Origin of the sequence: Methylobacterium durans (assembly GCF_003173715.1) — a bacterium.
GTDB classification, from domain to species: domain Bacteria; phylum Pseudomonadota; class Alphaproteobacteria; order Rhizobiales; family Beijerinckiaceae; genus Methylobacterium; species Methylobacterium durans.
The window spans coordinates 1,249,654-1,272,751 of sequence record NZ_CP029550.1 but is presented as its reverse complement, the minus strand read 5'-3'; the positions used below and the strand labels follow the sequence as shown (position 1 = coordinate 1,272,751).

21 protein-coding genes and 1 pseudogene are annotated in these 23,098 nt (G+C 70.0%); 18 read left to right on the top strand and 4 right to left on the bottom strand.

The genetic code is table 11. The annotated features are described in order from the left end of the window. The first annotated feature begins 3 nt into the window (after positions 1-3). The 5 genes and pseudogenes from DK389_RS05975 (at position 4) to DK389_RS05955 (ending at position 5,304) form a co-directional block, all read left to right on the top strand. Positions 4-2,720, top strand: a pseudogene (locus DK389_RS05975) (DUF4118 domain-containing protein). Beyond that, on the top strand, positions 2,717-3,427 hold the full coding sequence (locus DK389_RS05970; protein ID WP_109888086.1) for a response regulator: 711 nt from the start codon (positions 2,717-2,719) through the stop codon (positions 3,425-3,427). The pseudogene DK389_RS05975 and the gene DK389_RS05970 overlap by 4 nt, the downstream one beginning before the upstream one ends. A gap of 90 nt (positions 3,428-3,517) precedes the next feature. Then, on the top strand, positions 3,518-3,817 hold the full coding sequence (locus DK389_RS05965) for a hypothetical protein (RefSeq protein ID WP_109888084.1): 300 nt from the start codon (positions 3,518-3,520) through the stop codon (positions 3,815-3,817). Continuing rightward, entirely contained in the window at positions 3,817-4,245 is a 429-nt protein-coding gene (locus tag DK389_RS05960) for a type II toxin-antitoxin system VapC family toxin (protein ID WP_194075163.1), read from the top strand. Before DK389_RS05965 ends, DK389_RS05960 begins: the two co-directional genes overlap by 1 nt. Before the next feature lie 534 nt (positions 4,246-4,779). After that, positions 4,780-5,304, top strand: a complete 525-nt coding sequence (locus DK389_RS05955) for a tetratricopeptide repeat protein (protein ID WP_109888081.1) — start codon at positions 4,780-4,782, stop codon at positions 5,302-5,304. Between the two features lie 164 nt (positions 5,305-5,468). On the opposite strand, the gene DK389_RS05950 is transcribed toward DK389_RS05955, so the two are convergent. Next, positions 5,469-6,233 (bottom strand): Crp/Fnr family transcriptional regulator, encoded by a 765-nt coding sequence (locus DK389_RS05950; protein WP_109888079.1) that lies wholly within the window; start codon positions 6,231-6,233, stop codon positions 5,469-5,471. A gap of 346 nt (positions 6,234-6,579) precedes the next feature. Between DK389_RS05950 and DK389_RS05945 the strand changes: the two genes are divergently transcribed. From DK389_RS05945 to DK389_RS34820, 10 genes are all read left to right on the top strand, one after another. Continuing rightward, positions 6,580-7,995, top strand: a complete 1,416-nt coding sequence (locus tag DK389_RS05945) for an ABC transporter substrate-binding protein (RefSeq protein ID WP_418292043.1) — start codon at positions 6,580-6,582, stop codon at positions 7,993-7,995. Further along, positions 7,992-8,849, top strand: a complete 858-nt coding sequence (locus DK389_RS05940) for an ABC transporter permease (RefSeq protein ID WP_109888075.1) — start codon at positions 7,992-7,994, stop codon at positions 8,847-8,849. The genes DK389_RS05945 and DK389_RS05940 overlap by 4 nt, the downstream gene beginning before the upstream one ends. Then, complete coding sequence (locus DK389_RS05935) at positions 8,846-9,697, top strand: ABC transporter ATP-binding protein (protein ID WP_109888074.1); 852 nt, start codon at positions 8,846-8,848, stop codon at positions 9,695-9,697. Before DK389_RS05940 ends, DK389_RS05935 begins: the two co-directional genes overlap by 4 nt. Before the next feature lie 226 nt (positions 9,698-9,923). Then, complete coding sequence (locus DK389_RS05930; protein WP_236960654.1) at positions 9,924-10,961, top strand: FAD/NAD(P)-binding protein; 1,038 nt, start codon at positions 9,924-9,926, stop codon at positions 10,959-10,961. Positions 10,962-10,990: 29 nt separating this feature from the next. After that, positions 10,991-11,296 (top strand): hypothetical protein, encoded by a 306-nt coding sequence (locus tag DK389_RS33935; protein ID WP_236960652.1) that lies wholly within the window; start codon positions 10,991-10,993, stop codon positions 11,294-11,296. Positions 11,297-11,354: 58 nt separating this feature from the next. Continuing rightward, positions 11,355-12,323, top strand: coding sequence for an aliphatic sulfonate ABC transporter substrate-binding protein (locus DK389_RS05925; protein ID WP_109888072.1), 969 nt, complete (start codon positions 11,355-11,357; stop codon positions 12,321-12,323). A gap of 329 nt (positions 12,324-12,652) precedes the next feature. Continuing rightward, entirely contained in the window at positions 12,653-13,948 is a 1,296-nt protein-coding gene (gene hemA / locus DK389_RS05920; protein WP_236960922.1) for a 5-aminolevulinate synthase, read from the top strand. Positions 13,949-13,966: 18 nt separating this feature from the next. Continuing rightward, positions 13,967-15,160: an efflux RND transporter periplasmic adaptor subunit gene (locus DK389_RS05915; protein ID WP_109888070.1), complete on the top strand. Its 1,194-nt coding sequence runs from the start codon at positions 13,967-13,969 to the stop codon at positions 15,158-15,160. Further along, entirely contained in the window at positions 15,157-16,809 is a 1,653-nt protein-coding gene (locus DK389_RS34825; protein WP_109888068.1) for an efflux RND transporter permease subunit, read from the top strand. Before DK389_RS05915 ends, DK389_RS34825 begins: the two co-directional genes overlap by 4 nt. Then, positions 16,791-18,236, top strand: a complete 1,446-nt coding sequence (locus DK389_RS34820; RefSeq protein WP_109888067.1) for an efflux RND transporter permease subunit — start codon at positions 16,791-16,793, stop codon at positions 18,234-18,236. Before DK389_RS34825 ends, DK389_RS34820 begins: the two co-directional genes overlap by 19 nt. A gap of 411 nt (positions 18,237-18,647) precedes the next feature. Here DK389_RS34820 and DK389_RS05895 read toward each other — a convergent pair whose 3' ends face one another. Then, the gene (locus tag DK389_RS05895) at positions 18,648-18,848 is read right to left on the bottom strand and encodes a hypothetical protein (RefSeq protein WP_109888065.1); all 201 of its coding nucleotides are present in this window, start codon (positions 18,846-18,848) and stop codon (positions 18,648-18,650) included. Between the two features lie 106 nt (positions 18,849-18,954). Further along, positions 18,955-19,596, bottom strand: a complete 642-nt coding sequence (locus DK389_RS05890) for a MarC family protein (protein ID WP_109888063.1) — start codon at positions 19,594-19,596, stop codon at positions 18,955-18,957. Between the two features lie 439 nt (positions 19,597-20,035). Here DK389_RS05890 and DK389_RS05885 point away from each other — a divergent pair, with 439 nt between their 5' ends. The 3 genes from DK389_RS05885 to DK389_RS05875 all read left to right on the top strand — a co-directional run bounded on the left by DK389_RS05885 (position 20,036) and on the right by DK389_RS05875 (position 22,063). Beyond that, entirely contained in the window at positions 20,036-20,752 is a 717-nt protein-coding gene (locus DK389_RS05885; protein WP_162560519.1) for a Crp/Fnr family transcriptional regulator, read from the top strand. A 111-nt stretch (positions 20,753-20,863) separates the two neighbouring features. Then, positions 20,864-21,130, top strand: coding sequence for a hypothetical protein (locus tag DK389_RS05880; protein ID WP_109888059.1), 267 nt, complete (start codon positions 20,864-20,866; stop codon positions 21,128-21,130). 153 nt (positions 21,131-21,283) lie between these two features. Further along, positions 21,284-22,063, top strand: coding sequence for a bestrophin-like domain (locus DK389_RS05875; protein ID WP_162560518.1), 780 nt, complete (start codon positions 21,284-21,286; stop codon positions 22,061-22,063). Between the two features lie 48 nt (positions 22,064-22,111). Here DK389_RS05875 and DK389_RS05870 read toward each other — a convergent pair whose 3' ends face one another. Next, a complete protein-coding gene (locus DK389_RS05870) occupies positions 22,112-22,969 on the bottom strand; it encodes a GNAT family N-acetyltransferase (protein WP_210206732.1) in 858 nt (285 codons plus the stop codon). Positions 22,970-23,098 lie beyond the last annotated feature (129 nt).

Below are 23,098 nucleotides of genomic sequence, written 5' to 3'. Positions count from 1 at the left end.
GGCATGTCCGAGCAAGGCCGCGATCCGCTCCGCCCCTCGCCCGACGCGCTGCTCCAGGCCGCGCGCCGGGAGGAGCGCGCCCGCGGCCGCCTCAAGATCTTCCTCGGCGCGGCCCCCGGCGTCGGCAAGACCTACGAGATGCTCACGATCGGCCGCGCCCGCCTGAGGGCGGGGACGGACGTGGTGGTCGGCGTGGTCGAGACCCACGGCAGGCCCGAGACGGAGGCCCTGCTCGACGGGTTCGAGCAGATCCCCCGCCGCAGCGCGCCCTATCAAGGCACCCTGCTGCAGGAGATGGACCTCGACGCGCTGATCGCCCGCCGCCCGGCCCTCGCCCTCGTCGACGAACTCGCCCACACCAACGCGCCGGGTTCCCGGCACCCGAAGCGATACCAGGACGTCGAGGAGCTGCTCGATGCCGGCATCGACGTGCACACCACCCTCAACATCCAGCACGTCGAGAGCCTGAACGACGTGGTGGCGCAGATCACCCGCATCCGTGTCCGCGAGACGGTGCCGGACAGCGTCCTCGACCGGGCCGACGACATCGAGGTGGTCGACCTCAACCCGGACGACCTGATCCAGCGCCTGCGGGAGGGGAAGGTCTACCTGCCGGAGAGCGCCGAGCGGGCGCTGCGCCACTACTTCTCCCGCGGCAACCTCACGGCCCTGCGGGAACTCGCCCTGCGCCGCACCGCCGACCGGGTCGACGACGAACTCCTCGGCCACATGCGGGCGAACGCCGTGGCGGGTCCCTGGGGGCAGGGGAGCGGGTGCTCGTCTGCGTCGGCGAGGATCCGCGCGCGCCCGGCCTCGTGCGCTACGCCAAGCGGCTCGCCGACCGCCTGCACGCGCCCTGGACCGCGCTCTCCGTCGAGGGCGCGCGGGCCGTGCATCGCAGCGAGCCCGTGCGCGACCGCATCGCGGAGACGTTGCGCCTCGCCGACCGCCTCGGCGGCGATGCCGTCACCCTGCCCGGCGGCCGCCGCATCGCCGAGGACATCCTCGCCTACGCCCGCTCCGCGAACGTGAACCACATCGTCGTCGGCAAGGCGGAGCGGGCGTGGCTGTTCGAGCTCGTCAACGGCTCGGTCGTCCACGACCTCGTGCGCCGCAGCGGCACCATCAGCGTGCACGTCGTGGCGGGCGAGCCACTGGCTCCCGGGGGCGCCCCGGAGAAGGCCGTCGCCACGGCCGCGCCGCGGGTGCGGATCGACGCCCGCGCCTACGCCCTCGCCCTGCTCGCCACCGCCGTCGGCCTCGGCCTCGCCCTCGCGCTCCAGCCGGCCCTCGGCGTCGAGAACGCCGACCTGTTCCTGCTGACCGCAGTCGTCGCCGTGGCGTTGCGCGCCGGGCTCGGGCCTTCGCTCGCGGCGGTGGTGGCCGCCTCGCTCGCCTACAATTTCTTCTTCCTGCCGCCCGTCTACACCTTCACCATCGCCGACCCGACGAACGTCGCGGCCTTCCTGCTGTTCACCCTGGTGGCCGTGCTGGTCTCGAATCTCGGTGCGCACGCCCGTCGGACGGCGGTGATCGCGCAAGGGCGCGCCCGCGCGACCGAGCGCCTCTACGGCTTCTCGCGCACGCTCTCCGCCTGCGCGACCCTCGACGACGTCCTCTGGGCGACCTCCGCCCAGGTCGCGGCGATGCTGTGGGTGCGCGTGGTCGTCCTGCTGCCGGACGGGGGCGCGGTGACGGTGCGGGCGGGCTACCCGCCGGAGGACAGGCTCGACGGGGCCGACCGCGCCGCCGCCCAATGGGCCTTCGACAACGACCGCCCGGCCGGCCGCGGGGCCGACACGCTGCCGGGCGCGAGGCGCCTGTTCCTGCCGATGCGGACGGGGCGCGGCACGCTGGGCGTGATCGGGCTCGATTCCGACCGAGCGGGCCCGATCCTGAGGCCGGAAGAGCGCCGCCTTCTCGACGCGCTCGCCGATATGGGGGCGCTCGCGATCGAGCGGGTCCGCCTCGTCGAGGATCTCGACCGGGCCGAGCGCGCCGCCGAGACGGACCGCCTGCGGCAGGCGCTCCTGACCTCGATCAGCCACGACCTGCGCACGCCGCTCTCGTCCGTGCTCGGCGCGGCCAGCACGCTGCGCGACCTCGACCCCGCCCTGAGCCCCGAGGCGAAGCGGGATCTCGTCGCGACGATCGTCGAGGAGGCCGAGCGGCTCAACCGCTTCATCGTCAACCTGCTCGACATGACGCGCCTGGAGGCCGGCGCGGTGGCGCCGAACCTCGCGCTGCAGGACGTGTCGGAGATCGTCGGAACGGCGCTGTCCCGGACCGAGGCGGTGCTCGCCGGCCACCGGGTCGCGCTCGATCTCGCGCCGGACCTGCCGCCCCTGCGCCTCGACCCCGTGCTGTTCGAGCAGGTGCTGGTGAACCTCCTCGACAACGCGGCGAAATACGCGCCGGACGGCTCGGCGGTCCTGCTGCGCGCCCGGCGCCTCGGCACGCAGGTGCGGATCGAGGTGATGGACGAGGGCGACGGCCTGCCCGAGGAGGATGTGGAGCGCGTCTTCGACAAGTTCTACCGGGTCCGCAAGGGGGACCGGGTCCGGGCCGGCACGGGCCTGGGGCTCTCCATCGCCCGCGGCTTCGTCGAGGCGATGGGCGGCACCGTCACGGCCGGCAACCGCCGCGACCGGGCCGGCGCGGTCTTCGCCGTGACCTTGCCGGTCCCGAAGCGCGCCTCCGGCGAGGGGCTCGCGGCATGAGCGCGCGAATCCTCGTCGTCGACGACGAGCCGCCGATCCGCAAGCTCCTGCGCACGGGCCTCGCCACGCAGGGCTACGCCATCCTGGAGGCCCCGAATGGGCGCGCGGCCCTCGACCTCCTCGGCCGCGAGGGCGCGGATCTCGTCATCCTCGACCTCGGCCTGCCGGACATGGGCGGGCACGATCTCCTGCGCGCGATCCGCGCGCGCTTCCCCGGCCTGCCGGTGGTGGTGCTGTCGAGCCGCGACGACGAGGCCGGCAAGGTCGAGGCGCTCGATCACGGCGCGGACGACTATGTCACCAAGCCCTTCGGCATGGCCGAATTGCTGGCGCGCCTGCGCACGGCGCTCCGCCACCAGCTCGCCGTGCAGGGCGAGCGCCCGGTCTTCCGGGTGGACGGGCTCAGCGTCGACCTCGTCCGCCGGATCGTCCGGGTCGGCGACGCCGAGGTGAAGCTGACCCCGCGCGAGTACGACTTCCTGCGGGTGCTGGTGATGCATGCCGGCAAGGTGCTGACGCACGCCCAGCTGATGCACGCGGTGCCGAGCTCGTCCGATCCGCAATACCTGCGCGTCTACATTCGGCAGTTGCGGCAGAAGCTCGAAGCCGACCCCGAGCGCCCGCGCATCCTCCTCACCGAGACCGGCGTCGGCTACCGCCTGCGCGCGCCGGACGAGGCGCCTGCGGAGCCACCGGTGGGCGGCTAGGGCTCCGCCGCGCCGGTGGAATCGCTGCCACTCGGGCCTCTTGAGTGCAGGTGCTGTCCGGTTATATTGCTGGACACACCGGAGTCCGTCATGAGCCGGGCACAGCGCCGCGCCGTTCGAACTTACCGCTCCCGCCTCGGCGAGCGCGGGCTCGCGCGGTTCGAGGTGCTCGGACGCGAGACCGACCGCGCGTTGATCCGATCGCTCGCCCGCCGCCTCGCGGAAGACACGCCCGCGGCAATGGAGCTTCGCGCAACAGTCAGTCGGTCGATCGCAGGCGAGCCTCCCCGGAGAGGAGGCATCCTGGCGGCCCTGAGGCGCTCACCGATGGTCGGAGCCGATCTCGACCTTGCCCGGCCCCGAGAGGATGGCCGCAACGTCGACCTGTGATGCGCTACCTGCTCGACACCAACATCATCAGCAACATCATCAAGACCTCCCCCTCGCCATCGCTGCTTGCCTGGATGGCCGGGCAGCATGACGAAGACCTCTACATCGCCGCTCTCACCGTAGCCGAGATTCGGCGCGGCATCCTGGAAAAACCCGCTGGTCGGCGCCGCGACGCACTGGAAGCCTGGTTCTCCGGTCCTGAAGGGCCGCAGGCCCTTTTTTCCGGCCGCGTCCTGCCCTTCGATGAGACGGCCGGTCTCGTCTGGGCGAGGCTGATGGCGGAGGGAACGGCGCAGGGGCGCCCCCGCAGCGCCCTGGACACGATCATCGCCGCCGTCGCGGAATCCAACGATTGCGTGGTGGTCACCGACAACGAGCGGGATATCGCCGGCGTACGCGTGATCAATCCTCTTCGGGCAGCGCCGTGACCGGCGCTCACCCCGTCCGCAAGGCCGTTGCGGAGGCGTCCTGATGGATGAGACCTGACGCGTGATACCCACTCGCGAGGGGCCGCGTGCGACCCGTTGCGGACACTCAGGAGGCCTCGCGCCTATCCACTGCGCCACTCACAATTCGGCGCTCAAATCTGTTGCAGCACTGAGTGAGCGCCTCTTCCAAGAGTTTCTCACGCTGTTGAGGCTCTGATGCTGCGTAACTGCGTCGAAAACCGGGGAGAAAAGCGAAGAGCCTTCTGTTGGACTTTTCCACCAACAGCCTCAATTCTCTTGCGTTGGGGGTGGTTCTCGACTGACCGTCATCAATCAGAACCGCTGCGCATTTCTCTAAAGCCTTCGTATACTCGTCTTCGGGAATTTCACTCGGCCGCTGCCACCCCCAGCCTTCGATCAGATGTATGGCCGTGAGAGCGTCTTGATCGAGCATGGCGAGGATTGTCTGTCACTTGCCTCAGGTCTGCAAGCCACACTTTGCGGACATACCCTGACCCCGTGCATAATCGTCGTATGAGCAAGTGGTCTGATATCGAACTGCACGGCTATGTCAGCGCGGCCGAGAGCGGTGGTGTCGCAGACCAGATGTGGCTCGGTTGGGCCTACTTTGAAGGCAAGTTCATCGCGCCCAATCTCGCCCTCGCTTCCCGCTGGCTGGAGCGCGCGGCCGCAGGCGGCGACCCGGAGGCGAGCTATCGGCTCGCCTCGTTTCTTCATGCAACGGGGCAAGTCGAGCGCGTGCTGGCCTTGCTGGAGGATGCAGCGGACAAAGGGTTCTCGCCCGCAGCCTACGCCCTCGGCGAGCACTATCGGGCCGGTCAGATCACGCCAAGGGACATAAACCGAGCGATCACGGCGTGGCGCTGGGCTGTTTCACTTGGGCACATCCCTGCCGAAGTCCAACTCGTGCGTGCCCGTATACAGGCGGTGCCACTGATCCAGCGCCCACTCGTTTGGCTACGGCTCGTGGCGATCAGCCTGCGCGCCGCACGATGTTTCTGGCGCGATCCGAACGACCCCAGGGTGCTTGGTGCCTGAGACCGGTTGCCTCTCGATCTTACGGCTGCTTTCCACCCTCAGCGCACTGCGCGAGCGGGTACCAAGCGTCAGATCTCGACCCCTCGGCGGGGCGCGGAAGGCGTTCCCTCGTGAGGGCAATGGACCCGGGACGGCGCCGATGGACGCGAACGGACAGGCTCGGCTCACGCCTCGCCCTGGACGATGTCCTGCAGCCGGGACGGCCGCTTCAGCCGGATGCAGGACCGGTCGACCGCGAGAACGCCCTCGTCCTGGAAGCGCCGCAGCATCATCGTCACCCATTGCCGGGTCGAGCCGACGAGGGCCGCGATCTCGTCGTGCGTGATCCGGCGCTCGATCACGACCGCGCCGTCGACGCGCCGCCCGTAGAGGTCGCCGAGGTTGAGGAGGAGTTGGGCCAGCCGCTCGATCACCGAGCGGGTTCCGAGCATCTGGGCCATCGCCGTGTAGCAGCGGCCCTTGGCCTCCAGCGCCTCGATCAGGCAGAGGGCGAAGTTCGGCATCTGGCGCACGAGGCTCTGCAGGGTCGCCGCGGAGAGCGCGGTGACGCGGCAGGGCTCGATCGCCTCGCCCGACCATTGATGGAGGCCGCCGCCGGTGAGGCTCGGGCCGCCGATGAAGTGGCCCGGCGTCCAGTAGGCCAGCGTGATCTGGCGGCCGGAGGGGCCGGTGTAGAAGACCCGGACCCGGCCCTCCTCGATCAGGAAGATGCCCGAGTGCGGCTGGCCCTGCTCGAACACGCTCTGCCCGGGCGCGAGCGCGAGGGAGCGGCCGGCATCCCGCAGGCGCGCGACCTCGCCCGGCGTCAGGCGGTCGAGGAAGGCGGCACCGTCGTCGAATCCCTCGATGCTCTCGCTCAGGAACAGGGCGCTGGCGATCAGGGGCGCCGGCGTGCGGGACGGAGCGAGTGCGACGATCGTCGACGGCATGGGCGGCAGCGGTCCGATTCGGGCTTGGGGCGGGACGGGGGCTCGGGACGGGTCGGTCCGCACCGCGCCCGCGGCCGTTTCATTATCCGTCCGAGACCGTTTTGAGCCATTCCAAATCCAGACACGGCCAAAGGACATTCTTTCCTTTCACCGCTCGTACGGAGATTTCTATTTCGAAACACCTCGGCGCGGACCGTATGGATGTGACGTTACTGCGGCGATGCAATTAATTGCTGGTCTCCGTTGCTGTGCGGGGACGAACATCGGCCCCGTTCCCGCAGTGCGGCAAGCCGCCCAATTCCGGCGCCGCCGCGGCCACACCCTTCCGACGGAGCCTGCCCGCGTGATCCCCTTCCGCCGCCTCGCCGCCGCCCTGCTGGCGGCCACTACCCTCGTCGGATCGGCCGAGGCCGAGACCATCCGGGTCGCCGTGGGCACGCAGGACACCACGATCAACTGCGCGACCGGCGGCCTCCTGATCCGCGAGCTGAAGCTCCTGGAGAAGTTCCTGCCCCGCGACGGCAAGTACAAGGACGCGACCTACGACATCCAGTGGCGCAACTTCACCAGCGGCGCGCCGCTGACCAACGAGATGGTCGCGGGCAAGCTCGATTTCGGCGCGATGGCCGACTTTCCCGGATCGCTGAACGGGGCCGCCTTCGCCAAGGCCGGCCGCAAGAGCCTGTTCCTCAGTGTGCTCTCGGGCAGCGTCCGCGGCAGCGGGAACGGCATCGTGGTGCCGACCGCCTCGCCGGTGCAATCCTTCGCGGACCTCAAGGGCAAGACGATCTCGGTGCCCTTCGCCTCGACCGCGCACGGCCTGCTCCTGCGCGCCGTGAAGGCGCAGGGCTGGGACCCGGAGCGGGACGTCACCATCATCACGCAGGCCCCCGAGGTGGCGGGCTCGGCGCTCAAGGCCAACAAGATCGAGGCGCACGCGGACTTCGTGCCCTTCGCCGAGCTCTTTCCCTGGCGCGGCATCGCCCGCAAGATCTACGACGGCTCGCAATCCGACGCCCCGACCTTCCACGGCTCCCTCGTCGACGCGGCCTACGCCGAGCGCTACCCCGAGATCGTCACCGCCTACCTGCGCGCCGCGATCGAGGCCGACCGCCTGTTCGCGGCCGAGCCGGAGAAGTATTCCGAGCTCGTCGAGCGCGTGACCGGCATCGAGGCCGAGGTCGCCTACCTCTTCCACGGGCCCCTCGGCCTGCAGACCCGCGACATCACCTGGAAGCCGGAATACCGGCAGGCCCTGAAGACATCGATCGAGACCCTGACGCTCCTCAAGAAGGCCGACGGCGACCTCGACGTCGACCGGTTCGTGGACGACCGCTTCGTCCGCGCAGCCGCCGCGCAGGCGGGCCTCGACTACGCGGCCCGCCTCGGCGACTACGCCCAGAATCCGCTCCGGAACGCCGACGCGGCGACGGGCAAGCCCATCACCGACGTCTCGCGCGTGGCCGAGATCTGGGTGAAGGGCGAGGACAAGGTCCGTCCCTACGCCTCCCCCGAGGCGGCGCTCGCCGCCCTCGCGGCCCTGGAGAAGGCGGGCGGCACGGCCCGCGTCGTCTACGCGCAGGACCGCAACAGCGGCATCAAGCTCTTCGCCGCGCAGGCCTGGTACGTGCAGGACCGGGAGCGGCGCCTCAGCGCCTTCCTCCTCAAGGGCGACGCGGAGACCTTCGCCAAGGCCCACGGGGGCGAGGTGATCGACTTCGCCGCCGCCCGCGCCGGCGAAGCGCGGCTGAGCGCCCGATGACCAGCGCGGCGATCGACGTCCCGGCCCTGGCGGCCGGGCGGGAGGCACCCCGCGCCCGCGCCGCCTTCCGGCCGCGCCTGCCGCTCGGGCGCCTCGCGCTGCGGGCCGGGGCGCTCGGCCTCGGGCTCCTCCTCTGGCACCTCGCCGCGAGCCTCAAGCTCGATCTCGGCCTCGTCACCTTCCGCAACGTGCCGACGCCCCTCGACGTGGCGCGGGCGGCGGCCGCGCTCGCCCAGTCGCCGAAGCTCGGTGCCCATGTGGGCGCGAGCCTCGCCCGGGTGCTGAGCGGCTTCCTGGCGGCGCTCGCCGCGGGCGTGGTCCTCGGCCTCGCCATCGGCCGCTCGGCAGTCGCCCGCGACCTCCTGCTTCCGCCGCTCGAGGTGCTGCGCCCGATCCCCGCCGTCGCCTGGATCCCGCTCGCGATCCTGATGTTCCCATCCTCCGAGCTGTCGATGGTCTTCATCACCTTCACGGGCGCCCTGTTCCCGATCCTGCTCAACACGGTGCATGGGGCGGAAGCGGTCAGCGCGCGCCTCGTCGCCTCCGCCCGGAGCCTCGGCGCCGGTCAGGGCGCGATCCTGCGCGAGGTCGTCGTTCCGTCCGCGGCGCCGAGCATCGTCACGGGGGCCGCGATCGGCATGGGCACGGCGTGGTTCTGCCTCGTCACCGCCGAGATGATCTCGGGCCAGTACGGCATCGGCTACTTCACCTGGGAATCCTACACCTTGCAGAACTACGACGACATCGTGGTCGGGATGCTCCTGATCGGGCTGCTCGGCATGGCCTCGAGCGCTGCCGTGCGCGCCCTCGGCAGCCTCGCCATGCCCTGGACCCGGGCGGGGATCCGGGCATGATCGCGATCAACGCCCCCACGTCGCGTTCTGGATCGCTCGCGATCACGGATGTGACCATCCGCCTGGGCCGCGGCGCGGCGGCCTTCGATGTCGTCGATGGCATCCGCCTCGCCATCCCCGCCCGTCAGTTCGTCTGCCTGCTCGGGCCCTCGGGCTGCGGGAAATCGACCCTGCTCGGTGCGCTCGCGGGCCATCTGGTGCCGAGCCGCGGCAGCGTCGGCCTCGACGGGGAGGCGGTGTCGGGACCCCATCCGGAACGGGGTATCGTCTTCCAGCAGCACACGCTTCTGCCGTGGAAGCGGGTCATCGACAACGTCGCCTTCGGCCCGAAGATGCGCGGCCTCCCGAGGGCGGAACGCCTCGCCAGGGCGAGGGCCTACCTCGCCCTCGTCGGCCTCGCGGACTTCGCCGACCGCTATCCGGCCGAATTGTCGGGCGGCATGCAGCAGCGGGCCGAGATCGCCCGCGTCCTGATCAACGAGCCACGCGTCCTCCTGATGGACGAGCCCTTCGGCGCGCTCGATGCACAGACCCGCCTGATGATGCAGGAATTGCTGCTCGACGTCTGGACGCGGCTTCCCACCACCGTCGTGTTCGTGACCCACGACATCGACGAGGCGCTGTTCCTCGGCGACCGCGTGCTCGTGATGTCGGCCCGCCCCGGCCGCATCCTGGAGGACATCCCCCTCGGTTTCGCGCGGCCCCGCGCGCGCGACCTCGTCGCCGACCCCGACTTCATCGCCCTGAAGCGACATTGCCTCGACCTGCTACGATCTCGGGACGGACAGCCCTCGCTGCCGCGCCTGACGCCGCTCGGCCTGCCCGGAATGCCGGTCGGGGCCGCCTGATCGTGCGGGCAAAACGTTCGTTCTTTCAAACGCCACGCGGATGAAAGCCTTTTCGCTTCCGGGCGCTGCTTATAGACGCAAAACCTCTCGCATGTTCTGAGATGGCGCAGTGTCGGCCGGACCTGACGATCTCTGAATTCGATTGCTCTTGTTCTTTTAAAAGAACGAAGCTAGCTATCGCGAGCGACGAGCCGACCTCCGGCCGGCCCGCTAGGAACACGCCTCGATGCCCGCGACGGAACCCGCTCTTCCCATCGCCGTGATCGGTGCCGGATTCAGCGGCACGATGGCGGCGCTCCAACTCCTCTCGGCGCTGCCGCCGCAGCGCCCGGTCCTGCTTTGCGAGCGGGCGGAGGCGTTCGGGCGCGGCCTCGCCTACGCGACATCGGAGCCGGCCCATCTCCTGAACCTGCGCGCCGCAAACATGAGCGCCTTCTCGGACCGGCCGCACCATTTCGAAGCTTGGCTCGAGGGCCATCCGAGCGACGGCGTCCAGCGCACGCTGGCGGGCACCTTCGCTCCCCGCGGCGTCTACGGCCGCTACCTCTCGGAATTGCTGCGGCAGGCGATCACGGCGGAGGGGTTGCCGCGCCTGCGCCTCGTCAACGACGCGGTCACGGACCTCGAGCCCGCGGGCGGCGGCTTCGTGCTTCGCACCGAGGGTGGACAGGCGCACCGGGTCGCCGGAGCCGTGCTCGCCGCCGGCAATCTCGCCGGGCCGGGAGAGCCGCGCAGCCGCTACCGCGTCGATCCCTGGCACCCGGAGACGTTCGGCCGCCTGCACCCGCACCTGCCCGTCCTCATCATCGGGACCGGCCTGACCATGGTCGATACGGTCGCGACGCTCCGCCAGCGCGGCTTCTCGGGCCGCATCGTCGCCGTCTCGCGCCGGGGGCTGCTGCCGGAGAGGCATGCTCCAGCGGAGGCGAGGGCTGCCCCGAACCTCACGACGCGGGATCTCGCCTCGCTGACCATGCTGCTCGTCCGGATCCGGCGCGAAGTGGCCGACGCCCGCGCGACCGGGGCCGACTGGCGCGGCGTCGTCGACGGGCTGCGCCCCGTCACCGACTTCATCTGGCGCAGCCTGCCGCCCCCGAGCGCGCCCGGTTCCTGCGCCACCTGCGCCCGTTCTGGGACGTCCACCGGCACCGGACGGCGCCACCCAGCGCCGAGGCGATCGCCGCCGAGATCGCGCGCGGCAGCCTCACCGTCCTCGCCGGCCGGGTCGGAACGATCGTCGATGCCGAGGCGCATGCGGCGGTGACGTTGCACCCGCGCGGCTCCGATCAGCCGGTGCACATGGACGTCCAGTGCGTCCTCGATGCCACCGGCATCGGGCGGGTCTCCGAGACCGACGATCCGCTGCTCCGCCGCCTGATGGCGCGCGGCCTCGTGCGCCCGGGTCCCTTCGGGCTCGGGCTCGATGCCGGCGCCGATTACCGCGCCCTCGGCACCCGCGGCAGCGGTCGCCTCTGGACGCTGGGGCCGCTCCTGCGCGGCGTGCTGTGGGAGTGCATCGCGGTGCCCGACATCCGCAATCAGGCGGCCGAAATTGCCGCCCTGGTGGCCGCGGACCTCGATCGGGCGCAGGCCGCCTGACACCCGCCCGCGGCCTTCTCAGCCCGCCCAGCTTCCTGCAACCGACGTGAGAGACACCATGATCCGCCGCCTCACGGCCCTCCCCGCCGCCCTCGCTCTCTTCGCCCTCGCCCTCTTCGCCCTCGCCGCGGGCCCTGCCGCGGCCGACCCGTCGTCGCTCCGCATCGGCTACCAGCGCTCCTCGACGCTGATCGCCCTGCTGCGCCAGAACGGCGCCCTGGAGAAGGCCCTTGCGCCGCTCAAGGTCTCGGTGTCCTGGCACGAGTTCACGAGCGGTCTGCCGATCATGGAGGCGCTGAACGCGGGCAGCATCGACGTCTCGGCGGACGTCGCCGACACGGTGCCCGTCTTCGCCCAGGCGGCGCAGGCCCGCATCACCTACCTCGCCGAGGAGACGCCGTCGCCGACCGCGCAGGCGATTCTCGTCCCCGCCGATTCTCCCCTGCGGAGCGTTGCCGATCTCAAAGGACGCAAGGTGGCCGTGACCAAGGGGGCCGGCAGCCACTACCTGCTGCTGGCCGCGCTCGCCGCCGAGGGCCTGCCCTTCAAGAGCATCACGCCGGCCTACCTGACGCCGGCCGACGGGCGCAGCGCACTGGCCTCGGCCAGCGTCGACGCCTGGGTCGCCTGGGACCCCTTCCTGTCCGCGGCGCAGGCGCAGACCGGCGCCCGCATCCTGCGCGACGGAACCGGCCTCTCCCTGTACAAGCGCTACTACCTCGTCTCCGACACCTATGCGGCGGCCCGTCCGGACGTGCTCGCCATCGTCTTCGACAAGCTGCGCGAGACCGGTCTCTGGGTGAAGGCGAACCCGGATGCGGCGGCGGACGAATTGTCGAAGCTCTGGCGGATCGAGGCCCCGATCGTCCGGCAGGCGAACGAGCGGCGCTCCTACCGGGTCGAGCGCGTGACCCGCGAGGGCCTGTCCGAGCAGCAGAAGATCGCCGATGCGTTCCGTGCCGAGGGGCTGCTGCCGCGCGCGGTCGACACCTCGGCCCTCGCCGTCTGGGAGCCGGCGACTCGGTAGGCGGACCGGATAGAGGGGAGGGGCCTCGCGTATGCGCACATCGTACTAGTACGCCCTAATGCTTTACTTTGTTCGACTGACTAGCCGATCAGTGCAATTGATCTCAGTTTATAAATTCTAAAGATTGCCTCTGGAGACGGGGGCGAGTCATGAATTGCTCAGGCCAGTGCGCGAAACCTCTGCCGATCGCCGATACGACTTGGCCGGAGGCGGAGCAGAAGCCCTTCCTGCTCTACTGCGCGCGGAGCGGCTGGCAGACGGCGCGTCGCTTCGAGGGCAAGTGGGTCGACTCGGCGACCCTCATGGAGGAGCTGTCACCGACCCATTTCCTGCCGGGGCTGCCCCTCACGGCGCCGGCGTCTCGCCGGGCGATCGAGCCGCAGCCCGGCCCGGACCCGCTCGCTTACGGCGGCTATTTCCAGCGGGCCCTCGATCGGCTCCATGGGGAGAGTCGATACCGCGTCTTCGTGGACATCGAGCGGGTCGCGGGCCGCTTCCCGGAGGCGATCTGGCATGCTCCGGGCGGCGCCCGACCGGTGACGGTGTGGTGCTCGAACGACTATCTCGGCATGGGCCAGCATCCAGCCGTCGTCGAGGCGCTGGTGGCCACCGCGCAGCGCAACGGGGTTGGCGCGGGCGGTACGCGCAACATCTCCGGCAACAGCCATCCCGTCGTGGCCCTCGAAGGTGAACTCGCGGATCTCCACGGGAAGGAAGCGGCGCTGGTCTTCAGCTCCGGCTACGTCTCCAATCAGGCGAGTCTCTCGACGATCGGCCGGCTGATCCCCGGCTGCCTGATGATCTCGGACGCGGACAATCACAACTCGATCATCGAGGGCATCCGGCAGTCCGGCTGCGAGAAGGCGATCTTCTGCCACAACGACCTCGCCCATCTCGAAGCGATCCTGAGCGCGGCGCGAGACCGTCCGAAGATCGTGGTCTTCGAGAGCGTCTACTCGATGGACGGCGACGTCGCGCCGGTCGCCGCGATCGCCGGACTGGCCCGCCGCTACGGTGCCATGACCTATCTCGACGAGGTGCACGCGGTCGGAATGTACGGCGCGCGCGGCGCGGGCATCGCCGAGGCGCAAGGGGCGTCCGACATCGTCGACATCCTCGAAGGGACGCTGGCCAAGGCCTACGGCGTGATCGGCGGCTACATCGCGGCGAGTGCCGCCATCGTCGATGCGATCCGCAGCTGCGCGCCGGGCTTCATCTTCACCACCGCCCTGCCGCCCGCGACCGCCGCGGCGGCCTGCGCCTCGATCCGGCACCTGAAGGGTTCGGACGCGGAGCGCCGGGCGCAGCGCGGTCAGGTGGCGGCGGTGAAGCAGGCCCTGGCGGAAGCGGGACTGCCGGTGCTCGATCACGGTACGCACATCTTGCCCGTCCTCGTCCGCGACGCCGGCGCCTGCAAGGCGGCGGCCGATCGCTTGCTCGAGCGGCACGGGATCTACATCCAGCCGATCAACTACCCCACCGTTCCGAAAGGGCTGGAACGGCTGCGTATCACGCCGACGCCCCTGCACACCGACGCGCAGATCGGCGCGCTGGTCGAGGCGCTCGCGGAGGTATGGGGCACGCTCGGCCTCCCACTGACGCCCGGCCGCGTGCCGAGCCTCTGAGGCTAGGGGAGCGACACGATGCGACCGACGCGCCTGACCCTCTCCCTCGGGGCCGTTGCCCTCGGTGGTGGCCTTTTCCTTCACGATGTCCGGTCGCCGGCCCGGATGGAGGCCCTCGCCGCGCGTGGGGATGCTCCCGTGGGAGCGCCGGTGCATCGCACCGAATTTCCGGTGCGCGCCGAGTTCGCACGCCTCGAGCGGGTGCCGGATGTGAGAACCGGCGTCGGCTGGGTCGAACCGCTGTCGACCGTCAAGGTGCGGGCGCGCATCGAGGGCGAGATCGTCGAGCGGCGCGTCGAGGACGGAAGCGTGGTCTCGGAAGGCGACGTGCTCTTCCGGATCGATGACAGCGAGATCCGCGCCGTCGTCGCGCGCGACGAGGCAACGCTCGCCAAGGACCGTGCGACCCTGGCGCGTCTGGAAGCGGATCTCGGGCGGGCCCTCGAACTGCGCGCCCGCAGCGTCTCGACCCAGGTGCAGGTGGACCAGCTGACCGCAGAGGCCCGTGCGGCCGCGGCGATTGTCGCCGCGGCGGAGGCGTCGCTCAGGGCCTCGCGGATCAGGCTCGGCTACGCGATCGTGCGGGCTCCGATCGGCGGGCGGGTCGGCGTGGTGCGCAACGCCCGCGGCGACCTCGTGGGGCCGGCCGAGGGCCCGTCCGCTGCGCTCCTGACGATCACGCCGATGAAGCCACTGCAGGTCGGCCTCACCCTCCCTGAGCGCGACCTCGATGCTCTGCGCACGGCGATGGCGGAAGGCGGGGAACGGCCCGCCGTGTCCATCTTCCTCGGCGGAGCCGAGAAGCCCGCAGCGACGGGTCGGGTCCGCTTCATCGATTCCTCGGTCGATCAGGCGACCGGCACAATCCTCGTGAAGGCCCTTGTCCCGAACGATGACGGCGCCCTCTGGCCGGGCCAGTACGCCCGGCTGAGCCTCAGCCTCGATGCGGGCAGAGACCAAGTCACGGTGCCGCTCGCCGCTCTGATGCGGGATAGGGCGGGGGTCGCAATCTTCGTCGTCCGTCCGGACGGCATGGCCGAGCGGCGCGCGGTCGAGAGCACAGAGACCGTCGAGGGTCGCGCCGTGATCCGGGCCGGGCTCGCCGCGGGCGAGCGGGTCGTCGTGGAGGGCCAGGCGCGTCTCGTCGACGGTTCGGCGCTCTCCGTGGAGAGCCGGGCCGTCGCTTCGGCCGGTGCTCCGGTGCTGCCATGAACCTCGCGGCTCCCTTCGTCCGGCGTCCGATTGCCGCGATCCTGCTGGGGCTCGCCCTGCTCGGTGCCGGGCTCTACGCCTATCGGCTGCTGCCGGTCGCGGCGCTGCCCCGCGTGGAATTTCCGGTCGTTCTCGTCTCCGCCCAGCTCCCCGGCGCGAGCCCCGAGACGATGGCGAGCGCCGTCGCCACACCCCTGATCCGCGAATTCGCGGCGATTCCCTCGCTGCAGGCGACGAGCGCGACGAACACCACCGGGACGAGCGCGATCACCCTGGAATTCGCCCTCCACCGCGATATCGACGCGGCGGCTTCCGACGTGCAGGCCGCGCTGGCGAGGGCGCAGCGCCATCTTCCGACCGAGATGCTGACCGCGCCGACCTACCGGAAGTTCAACCCTGCCGACGCGCCGGTCCTCCTCGTAGCGCTGACGAGCCAGGGCCTGCCGCTGTCCCAACTCGACGGCGTGACCAGGACCGTGCTCTCGCCCGCCCTGTCGGCTCTACCCGGTGTCGGACAAATCGTCCTGCATGGTAGTCAGAAGCGCGCCGTGCGCATCCGCCTCGATCCGCGGGCGATGGTGGGCCGAGATCTCGCCCCGGACGCCATCGAACAGGCGATCCGGGCCGCCAACGCCCAGACCCCGGTCGGCACCCTCATCGACGCGGAGCGGCGGGCGGCGCTCCGCTCGCCGACGCAGTTCGAGGACGCCGCCGGATTCCGGGACCTCATCGTCGCGACGCGGGGCGGGCGGCCGGTGCGCCTCGGCGACTTCGCCTCCGTCGTGGATTCCGTCGAGGATGATCAGTCCGGAAGCTGGCTCGACGGCGAGCCGGCACTCGTCCTCGCAGTCCATCGTGAGGCAGGCTCGAGCGCCGTCGCGGTCTCGGACGCGGTGCGGCGGGCGCTGCCGCGGCTTCGCGCCGATCTCGGCGGGAACGCGGCCCTGACGATCGTCAACGACCATTCCGGTGCGATCCGGGAAGGCGTGGCCGACGTGCTGGTGACGCTCGCTGCGACGAGCGCACTCGTGGTTCTCGTCATCCACCTCTTCGGCGGTGGTCTTGGTACCACCCTCATCGCGGGGCTTGCCGTGCCGCTCTCCGTCGCCGGCACCTTTGCAGCGATGCACGGCCTCGGATTTTCCCTCAACACCATCACGCTCCTCGCTCTCACGCTGTCCGTCGGGCTCGTGGTCGACGATGCGATCGTCATGCTCGAAGGGTTCCAACACCACCGCGAGTCCGGGCTCGGTCCGGTCGACGCGGCGCTCCGCGGCGCAAGCGAGATGGCCTTCACCATCGTCTCGGTCACCGTCTCGCTGATCGCGGCCTTCATCCCCGTTCTGTTCATGGGTGGGATCGTGGGCCGGATCTTCCACGAATTCGCAGTCACCGTCTGCGTCGCCCTCGCGATCTCCGCCCTCGTCTCGCTGACCCTGACGCCGGCGCTCGCAAGCCTGCTGCGCGGCACGCCGCGGCGGACCCGGGCGCGGGACGCCCATGCGCGTCTGCTCGCCCACTACGGCCGGAGCCTCGACTGGTCGCTTCGACATCGCTCCGTGATCGTCCTCCTGTTCCTCGCGACCCTGGGGGAACCGCCGCGCTCGGTCGCGCCATACCGCGCGGGTTCATGCCTCAGGAGGATCTGAGCCTTCTCACGGTCTCGACGGAGGCACGGCCCGACATCGCCTTCGGAGCGATGGCCGGCCTCCAGGCGCAGGTCGACGCCGCGCTTCGCGCCTCCCGTCACGTGGCGCACGTCGTCTCCAGCATCGGGGGGCCGGGCGCGAACGGCGGCGGCCCGAACCAGGGCCGTGTCTTCGTGGAGCTGAAGCCGAGATCGGAGCGTGGGAATCTTGAGACGGTCCTGGCGGAGCTGCGCCGGGCGCTCGACGCGATCCCCGGAATCACGAGCCTTGTGACGCCCTACCAGACCCTGCGCGGTGGGCGGCAGGGGCGCAGCCAGTATCAGTTCGCCGTGCAGGGCGCCGACCTCGATGAGATAGGCCGCTGGTCGGCGCGGCTCGCCGAGGCAATGGGCCGGGACGCCCGCTTTGTCGGTGTGACCACCGACCTCCGGGACGCCGTCCCACAGGTCACGCTGCGCGTTGACCGGGACAAGGCGCGCCTTCTCGGCATCGGCGCCGATCAGGTGCGGTCCGTGCTCAACCTCGGCTTCGGGCCGCGTCAGGTCGCGACGATCCAGACCGGCTCAGACATCCACCCGGTTCTCGTCGAGTTCGCCCGGACGCCCGTGGGGCAGGCCGTGGACCTCGACGGGATCCGGCTTCGCGCAGCGGGCGGCGCGCTCGTGCCCCTGTCGGCCTTCGCCCGCGCCGAACCGAGCCTCGGCCTGCAATCGCTCAATCAGATCGGGCTGTTTCCCGGCGTGACCGTCTCGTTCGACCTCGCGCGGGGTGTCTCCCTCGGAGAAGCCGTGTGGCGCATCGAGGCAATCCGCGCGGAAGCCGCGGTCCCCGCCTCGATCGCCGTGACGTTCCTCGGCACTGCGCGCACGTTCCAGGAAAGCTCAGGCAGCCAGGGCCTGCTCGTGCTCGCCGCCATCCTCGCGGTCTACGTGATCCTCGGCATCCTCTACGAGAGCTTCGCGCAGCCGCTGACGATCCTGGCTGGCCTGCCCGCCGCGACCCTCGGCGCGCTCATCGCCCTCTCCTGGACCGGGCTCAGCCTCGATCTGACGGGCATCATCGGGATCCTGCTCCTGATCGGCGTCGTGAAGAAGAACGCCATCATGGTCGTCGACGCCGCGCTCGGCCGGCTCCAGGCGGGGGACGCGCCGGTCGTGGCGATCCGCGAGGCGTCCCTCCGGCGGTTCCGGCCGATCGCGATGACGAGCCTCGTGGCCATCGTCGGCGCGGTGCCGCTGGCCTGCGGGTACGGCGCGAGCCCCGAGATGCGCCAGCCCCTCGGGATCGCGGTCGTTGGAGGCCTCGTAGTGTCGCAGATCCTGACCCTCTACGTGACGCCGGTCCTGTTCCTCGCCGTGCAGGCAGCGTCTGAGCGGGCCGGGAGGCTCGTCCGGCGCCTCGGCACGCCGCGTCCGGCCGCGCGATGAGCGTGTCCGCACACCGGGGCCACTACTGATTCGCCCGTCAGCGATTGCCGATCCCAGGTCCGCCAGCCGTGCCGCCCGTGCCCGGCGCCCCCCGGTTGGGGTGCCACCGATGTTCACGCCGGGATTCGTGCCCGGCACGGAGGCGTTGCTCGGGTTTCCGGGGAGATTCGTCGTCGGGCCGAGACCCCGGTCGATATTCCCGGTGCTTGGTACCGCCCCACTCCGCACCGGCTCCGAGGTGCCGCCACTCGAATTGTCGAGCCTTCCTTGAGCTGTCGCGGCACCCGCGAGCGCGAGGCAGAAGGTCGTGGCCAGGGCGAGATGGGGCCGCATGCGAGGGATGCTCCATGAGCGGTCAGGTCCCCACCCCAACACACGGAGCGGCCGGTCGTTCAGTATGGTCGGACAGCCTCAGCGCCGACGCCCGGTTGGAGTCAGGTCGCCTTCGAGGGCCTTCACGGCGCTCGCCCAGGCTTTCTCCTCGCTCGGGTGGGGCCTGTCCGAGCGCTCCAGCAGCTTGCCGCCGCGCCTCAGCACCCAGCGATAGGCGCCGGCCGGCTTCTCGAGGGGCAGGACTTCGATCTCATAGGGATGCGGAATTTCGTTCGTCATGGGCTCGATATGGGGCAGGCGGACCGAAATGTCAGGCGTGGCGCCGCCTGACCGACCCGCGCTCTGTGCATCGCAGGACGCCACCGAATCGGGTGACCCGCCCCGCCTAGCGGGTCAGTCCGGGAAAGAGATCGCGCAGGCTCGTCACGATCATTTCCATCGCCACCGCGGCGAGGATCATGCCCATGAGGCGGCGGGTGATGGCGGTGGCGGTCTGCGAAAGGTGCCGCCCGAGGAAGGGCGCCGAGAGCAGCGCCGCGGCGAGAAGCGCGAGAAAGAGACCGAGGCCGGCCGCCAGCTCCGTGAGCTTTCCCTGCGTGCGAGCCGTCTCCGCGAACACGATCAGCGTCGCGATCGTGCCGGGACCGACGAGCAGGGGTACGGTCAGCGGATAGATGGCGACGCTCGCCGGATCGAGATCCTCCGCCTTCTCCTTGGGGGTGGCCGCGTGCGCGTGGCTCGCCGTTCCCTGCAGCATCGAGAGCGCGATCAGAAGGACGAGTAGGCCGCCGGCGAGGCGGAAGTCGTTCACGCTGATCCCGAAGATTGCGAGGATCATGCCGCCTGCCAGAACTGCGATGAAGCAGCCGATCGTGGTGCCGATCGTCGCCATGACGGCTGTCCGCTGCTGCGCGGTCGCCGAGGCGCCCTCGGTCAGCGAGAGGAAGACCGGAACGTTGGCGATCGGATTCATGATCGCGAACAGGGCGGCGAAGACCTTCGTCACGAAGGCGAGATCGAACTGCATCCTGTCCCCTTGTCGATGGAGCCCGGTCCGCGAAGCAGAGCCGCGCGATCCTCGTCGAAGCCGGCCGCTCGCGCCGGGCCCCGCGGCCCATCAAGCGAGGCTGATGGCAGCTACACAAGTTGCATTCCTGAGGCAGACGCCAGCCCCGGTTGACGATTGCGTGCGATTCCGCGCGCAGGCCGCATCCTCGATCGCGGTCGCGCCGGGTGCCGCGCAGGACGTGGGGACGGCGGCGAGCCAAGTGTTGGCGCCCGCATCGGGGCTGTCGCGCCAGTCCGAGCACCTCAATCGGAAGGTCGCTCGGAAGTAAGAAGTTGTACGCGCCAGCCCCAATTCATCTATGCGTGCGCCGCAACTCCGGAATGCAGCAACGCAATAGATAGATCGTATAAAGTAAAAAGAAAAACTTGTTGCGTAAAATTGCTTAGGGGGCAATTAATTGACCGGAGATCCTTTTCTTCAGAAACTTGAACGCGCTGGCCAGCTATCCGAGGAAGACCGATCCGTCCTGCAGGGCTTGACCTTCAATCGGCGAACGGTGACGACCCGGCGCGACATCACCTGCGGTGAAGTCACCGATCGCGTCTACCTCGTGATGAGTGGCTTCGCCTGCCGGTACAAGACGCTTCCGGGCGGCGCGCGCCGGATCGTCTCCTTCGTCCTGCCGGGCGATCTCTGTTACATGCACGATGCCGGCCGGTTTGGACGGGACCTTCGGGTCGGAGCGCTCGCGCCCTGCTCCGTCGCCGATATCCCGCGCTCGCGCCTGCTGGAGGTGGTCAACGCGTTTCCCGCCATCAGCCATGCGATCTGGTGGGTCACGCTGCGCGAACTGAGCCGGGCGCGCGAATGGATCGTCAACGATACCCGTCCGGCCGACAAGCGCTTGGCCCATCTGTTCTGCGAGCTGCTGGTCTGTCTGCAGGTCATCGGTCAGGCTGACGCGGACGGCTTCGAGTTTCCGTTGACGCAGCTCGATATGGCGGACGCGCTCGGCATCTCCCATGTGCACATCAATCGTGTCCTCCAGAGCCTGCGCACGAACGGGTTGATCAGCTGGAGCAACCAGCAGGTGGCGTTCCCGAACGTCGAGGCGCTGAAGGCCTTCGCCGAATTCGATCCCGCCTATCTCTGCTTCGATGGGTACGGTCCCTGAGAAACGTGCCGACCGCACCGGAGCACGCCCAGCTCGCAGCAGGTCTGAAACTTGATGCGCGTTAATCCCGTTAGGTGCTGCAGGATCGAGTGGCGCCCTTTTGAGGAACGGATGGTCGATATCACCCTGGAGCCCGTCCAGATCGGGACCCTGTGCGCGGACACGGACGGACGCCTTGCATTCGCCGATGGCAAGCTCGTGGCCGTCCTGATCCGCCTGAGCGAGGAGGTGCACGGCACGGATGGTAAGGCAGGACAATGGTGCATCGAGGTCGGCTTCGGAGCTTGTGACGTCGGCGTGCTGTCCGTCCGTTTCGACGGCTTGAACGCTGCGCAGGATTGGATTGCGGAGCGGATGTCTTTGGTGCCTGCGGCCTGATCTGGCCGCGGCCGTGGATCTGACCGGAATCCGATCGTTCGCTTGGTGACCGAGGGCTGATCGAGCTCAGGCCGAATGCTACGTCTCCCGCCAAGCTCGTGAGCGTGGGAGCGCATGATCGGGGTCCGATCGCGCCGGCCCCGAGGAGCCGGGATGGGCCTGTCGCATCTTCCGCTCTGGCTATGCGGTCTCCTGATCGTCGGCCTGCCGACGCTGCTCGCGATGTTCGCTCCCATCCTGATCCGGCGGCAGATCGGCTTCGCCGCGCTTCGCACGAACAACGAGGTCGCGGGTTTCAAGTTCGCGACCGTCGGGGTCCTCTACGCGGTCCTGCTGGCCTTCGCGGTCGTGGTCGTCTGGGAGCGGTTCAGCGAGGCGGAGCGGAAGGTGGCGCAGGAGGCCGCTGCCCTTGCCGTCCTCTACCGCCTCAGCGATGGGCTCGAGGCCGGGTCACGATCGGCCCTCCGTACGAACCTGACCCGCTACATCCGGGCGACGATCGAGGACGACTGGCCTGCCATGGAGCGCGACCGGACCAGTCCCGAGGCACGCCACGCGCTCGACGGCATCTACGCGGCCGCCCTGGCGACGACACCGGGCGACCCACGCAGCGAGGTGATCCTCGCCGAGATCCTGAACCAGCTCGATCACGTGACGGAAGCGCGTCGCGACCGGCTGATCATGGCCTCCGGCAGCGTGCCGACGCTCCTCTGGCTGGTCCTCGCGAGCGGTGCGTTGCTGACGATCGGGTTCACGTTCTTCTTTGCCACCGAGAATCTGCGCGTCCAGACGATCATGACGGGGATGCTGTCGATCCTGATCTTCTCCGGGCTCCTCGTCATCGTCGCGATCGATCATCCGTTCGCGGGGTCGGTCCGGGTCGAGCCCGAGGCGCTGGGCCGCGTGCTGGAGAGTTTCGGGCGCGGCTCGTGAGCATCCCGCTTTTCCACGTGTCTCAGGCGAACATATCCGTCAGCGGTCTCAGCCCAGCTCGAAGGTCGTGATGCCGAACGTCTCCCCCAGCGGCAGGTCCGGCCGGGCACCGCGATACATCCGGGCGGTCTCGAAGACCGGTGCCAGGCCGTACGACTCGGCGAGCCGCAAACCCGCTGCGTTCGGCTCCGGCAGGTCGAGCGCCACCGGGCCGGCGAGCCCGGCGACGAGGTCGTTCAGGAGCGCGGCCGCCACGCCGGGATCCCGAGCGAACAACGGGCCGACCTTGTGGCCGACCCGGCAGGCGCGCACGACGCCGTAGCCGAGGATGGCACTGCCTTCGAGAAGTGCCTTCGCCCGATGCCCCTCTCCACCGAGCCAGCAGCGCAGGAAAATCTCGCGCGGCGCGGGAAAGAAGCGCCGGTCGTAGGCAAACAGGGCGGGCAGGAGCGCCTCGTCGACCGGGACGATGCGCGGATCGGGCGGGCCGGACCGGCGGGGTTCGCCGGCATAGCGGATGTTCCGGTGGGCCGTCGCGAAGCCGGCGCGCCCGTAGGACGCTTGCCGCGCGACGACGCCGTCGAGGCCGATGGTGCAGCCGTCGAGGTGGGTGAGCCCGGCCTCCCAGAGGCGTCGCCCGAAACCCCGCCCGCGTCGATCCGGCCTCACGATGAAGAGGCCGAGGAAGCCGAATGCCTCGGGGTAGCGGACGACCGAGATCGAGCCTGCGGGGGCATCGCCGTCGTACAGCATGAGAAAGCCGTCCGGATCGGCGGCGTGGAAGCAGGCGGCATCGTTCAGCCCGGGGTTCCAGCCTTCCGCTGCGGCCCAGTCGAGGGCCGTGCCGAGCGCGCTCGGTGCCATCGTCCGGATCGTGATCCCACAATCGGGGCGAGCGCTGGTCATGGCGCGGCCTCCACGTCGCACCGTCCCGCCGATGGACCATCGGCGAAGCGGGTCTACCATCGCGCGAGCCTACCGCAGGCGCACGCCGCCCCGCCATGTCGGTGCGGGTCGGGCTCGCCGCCGCACGTC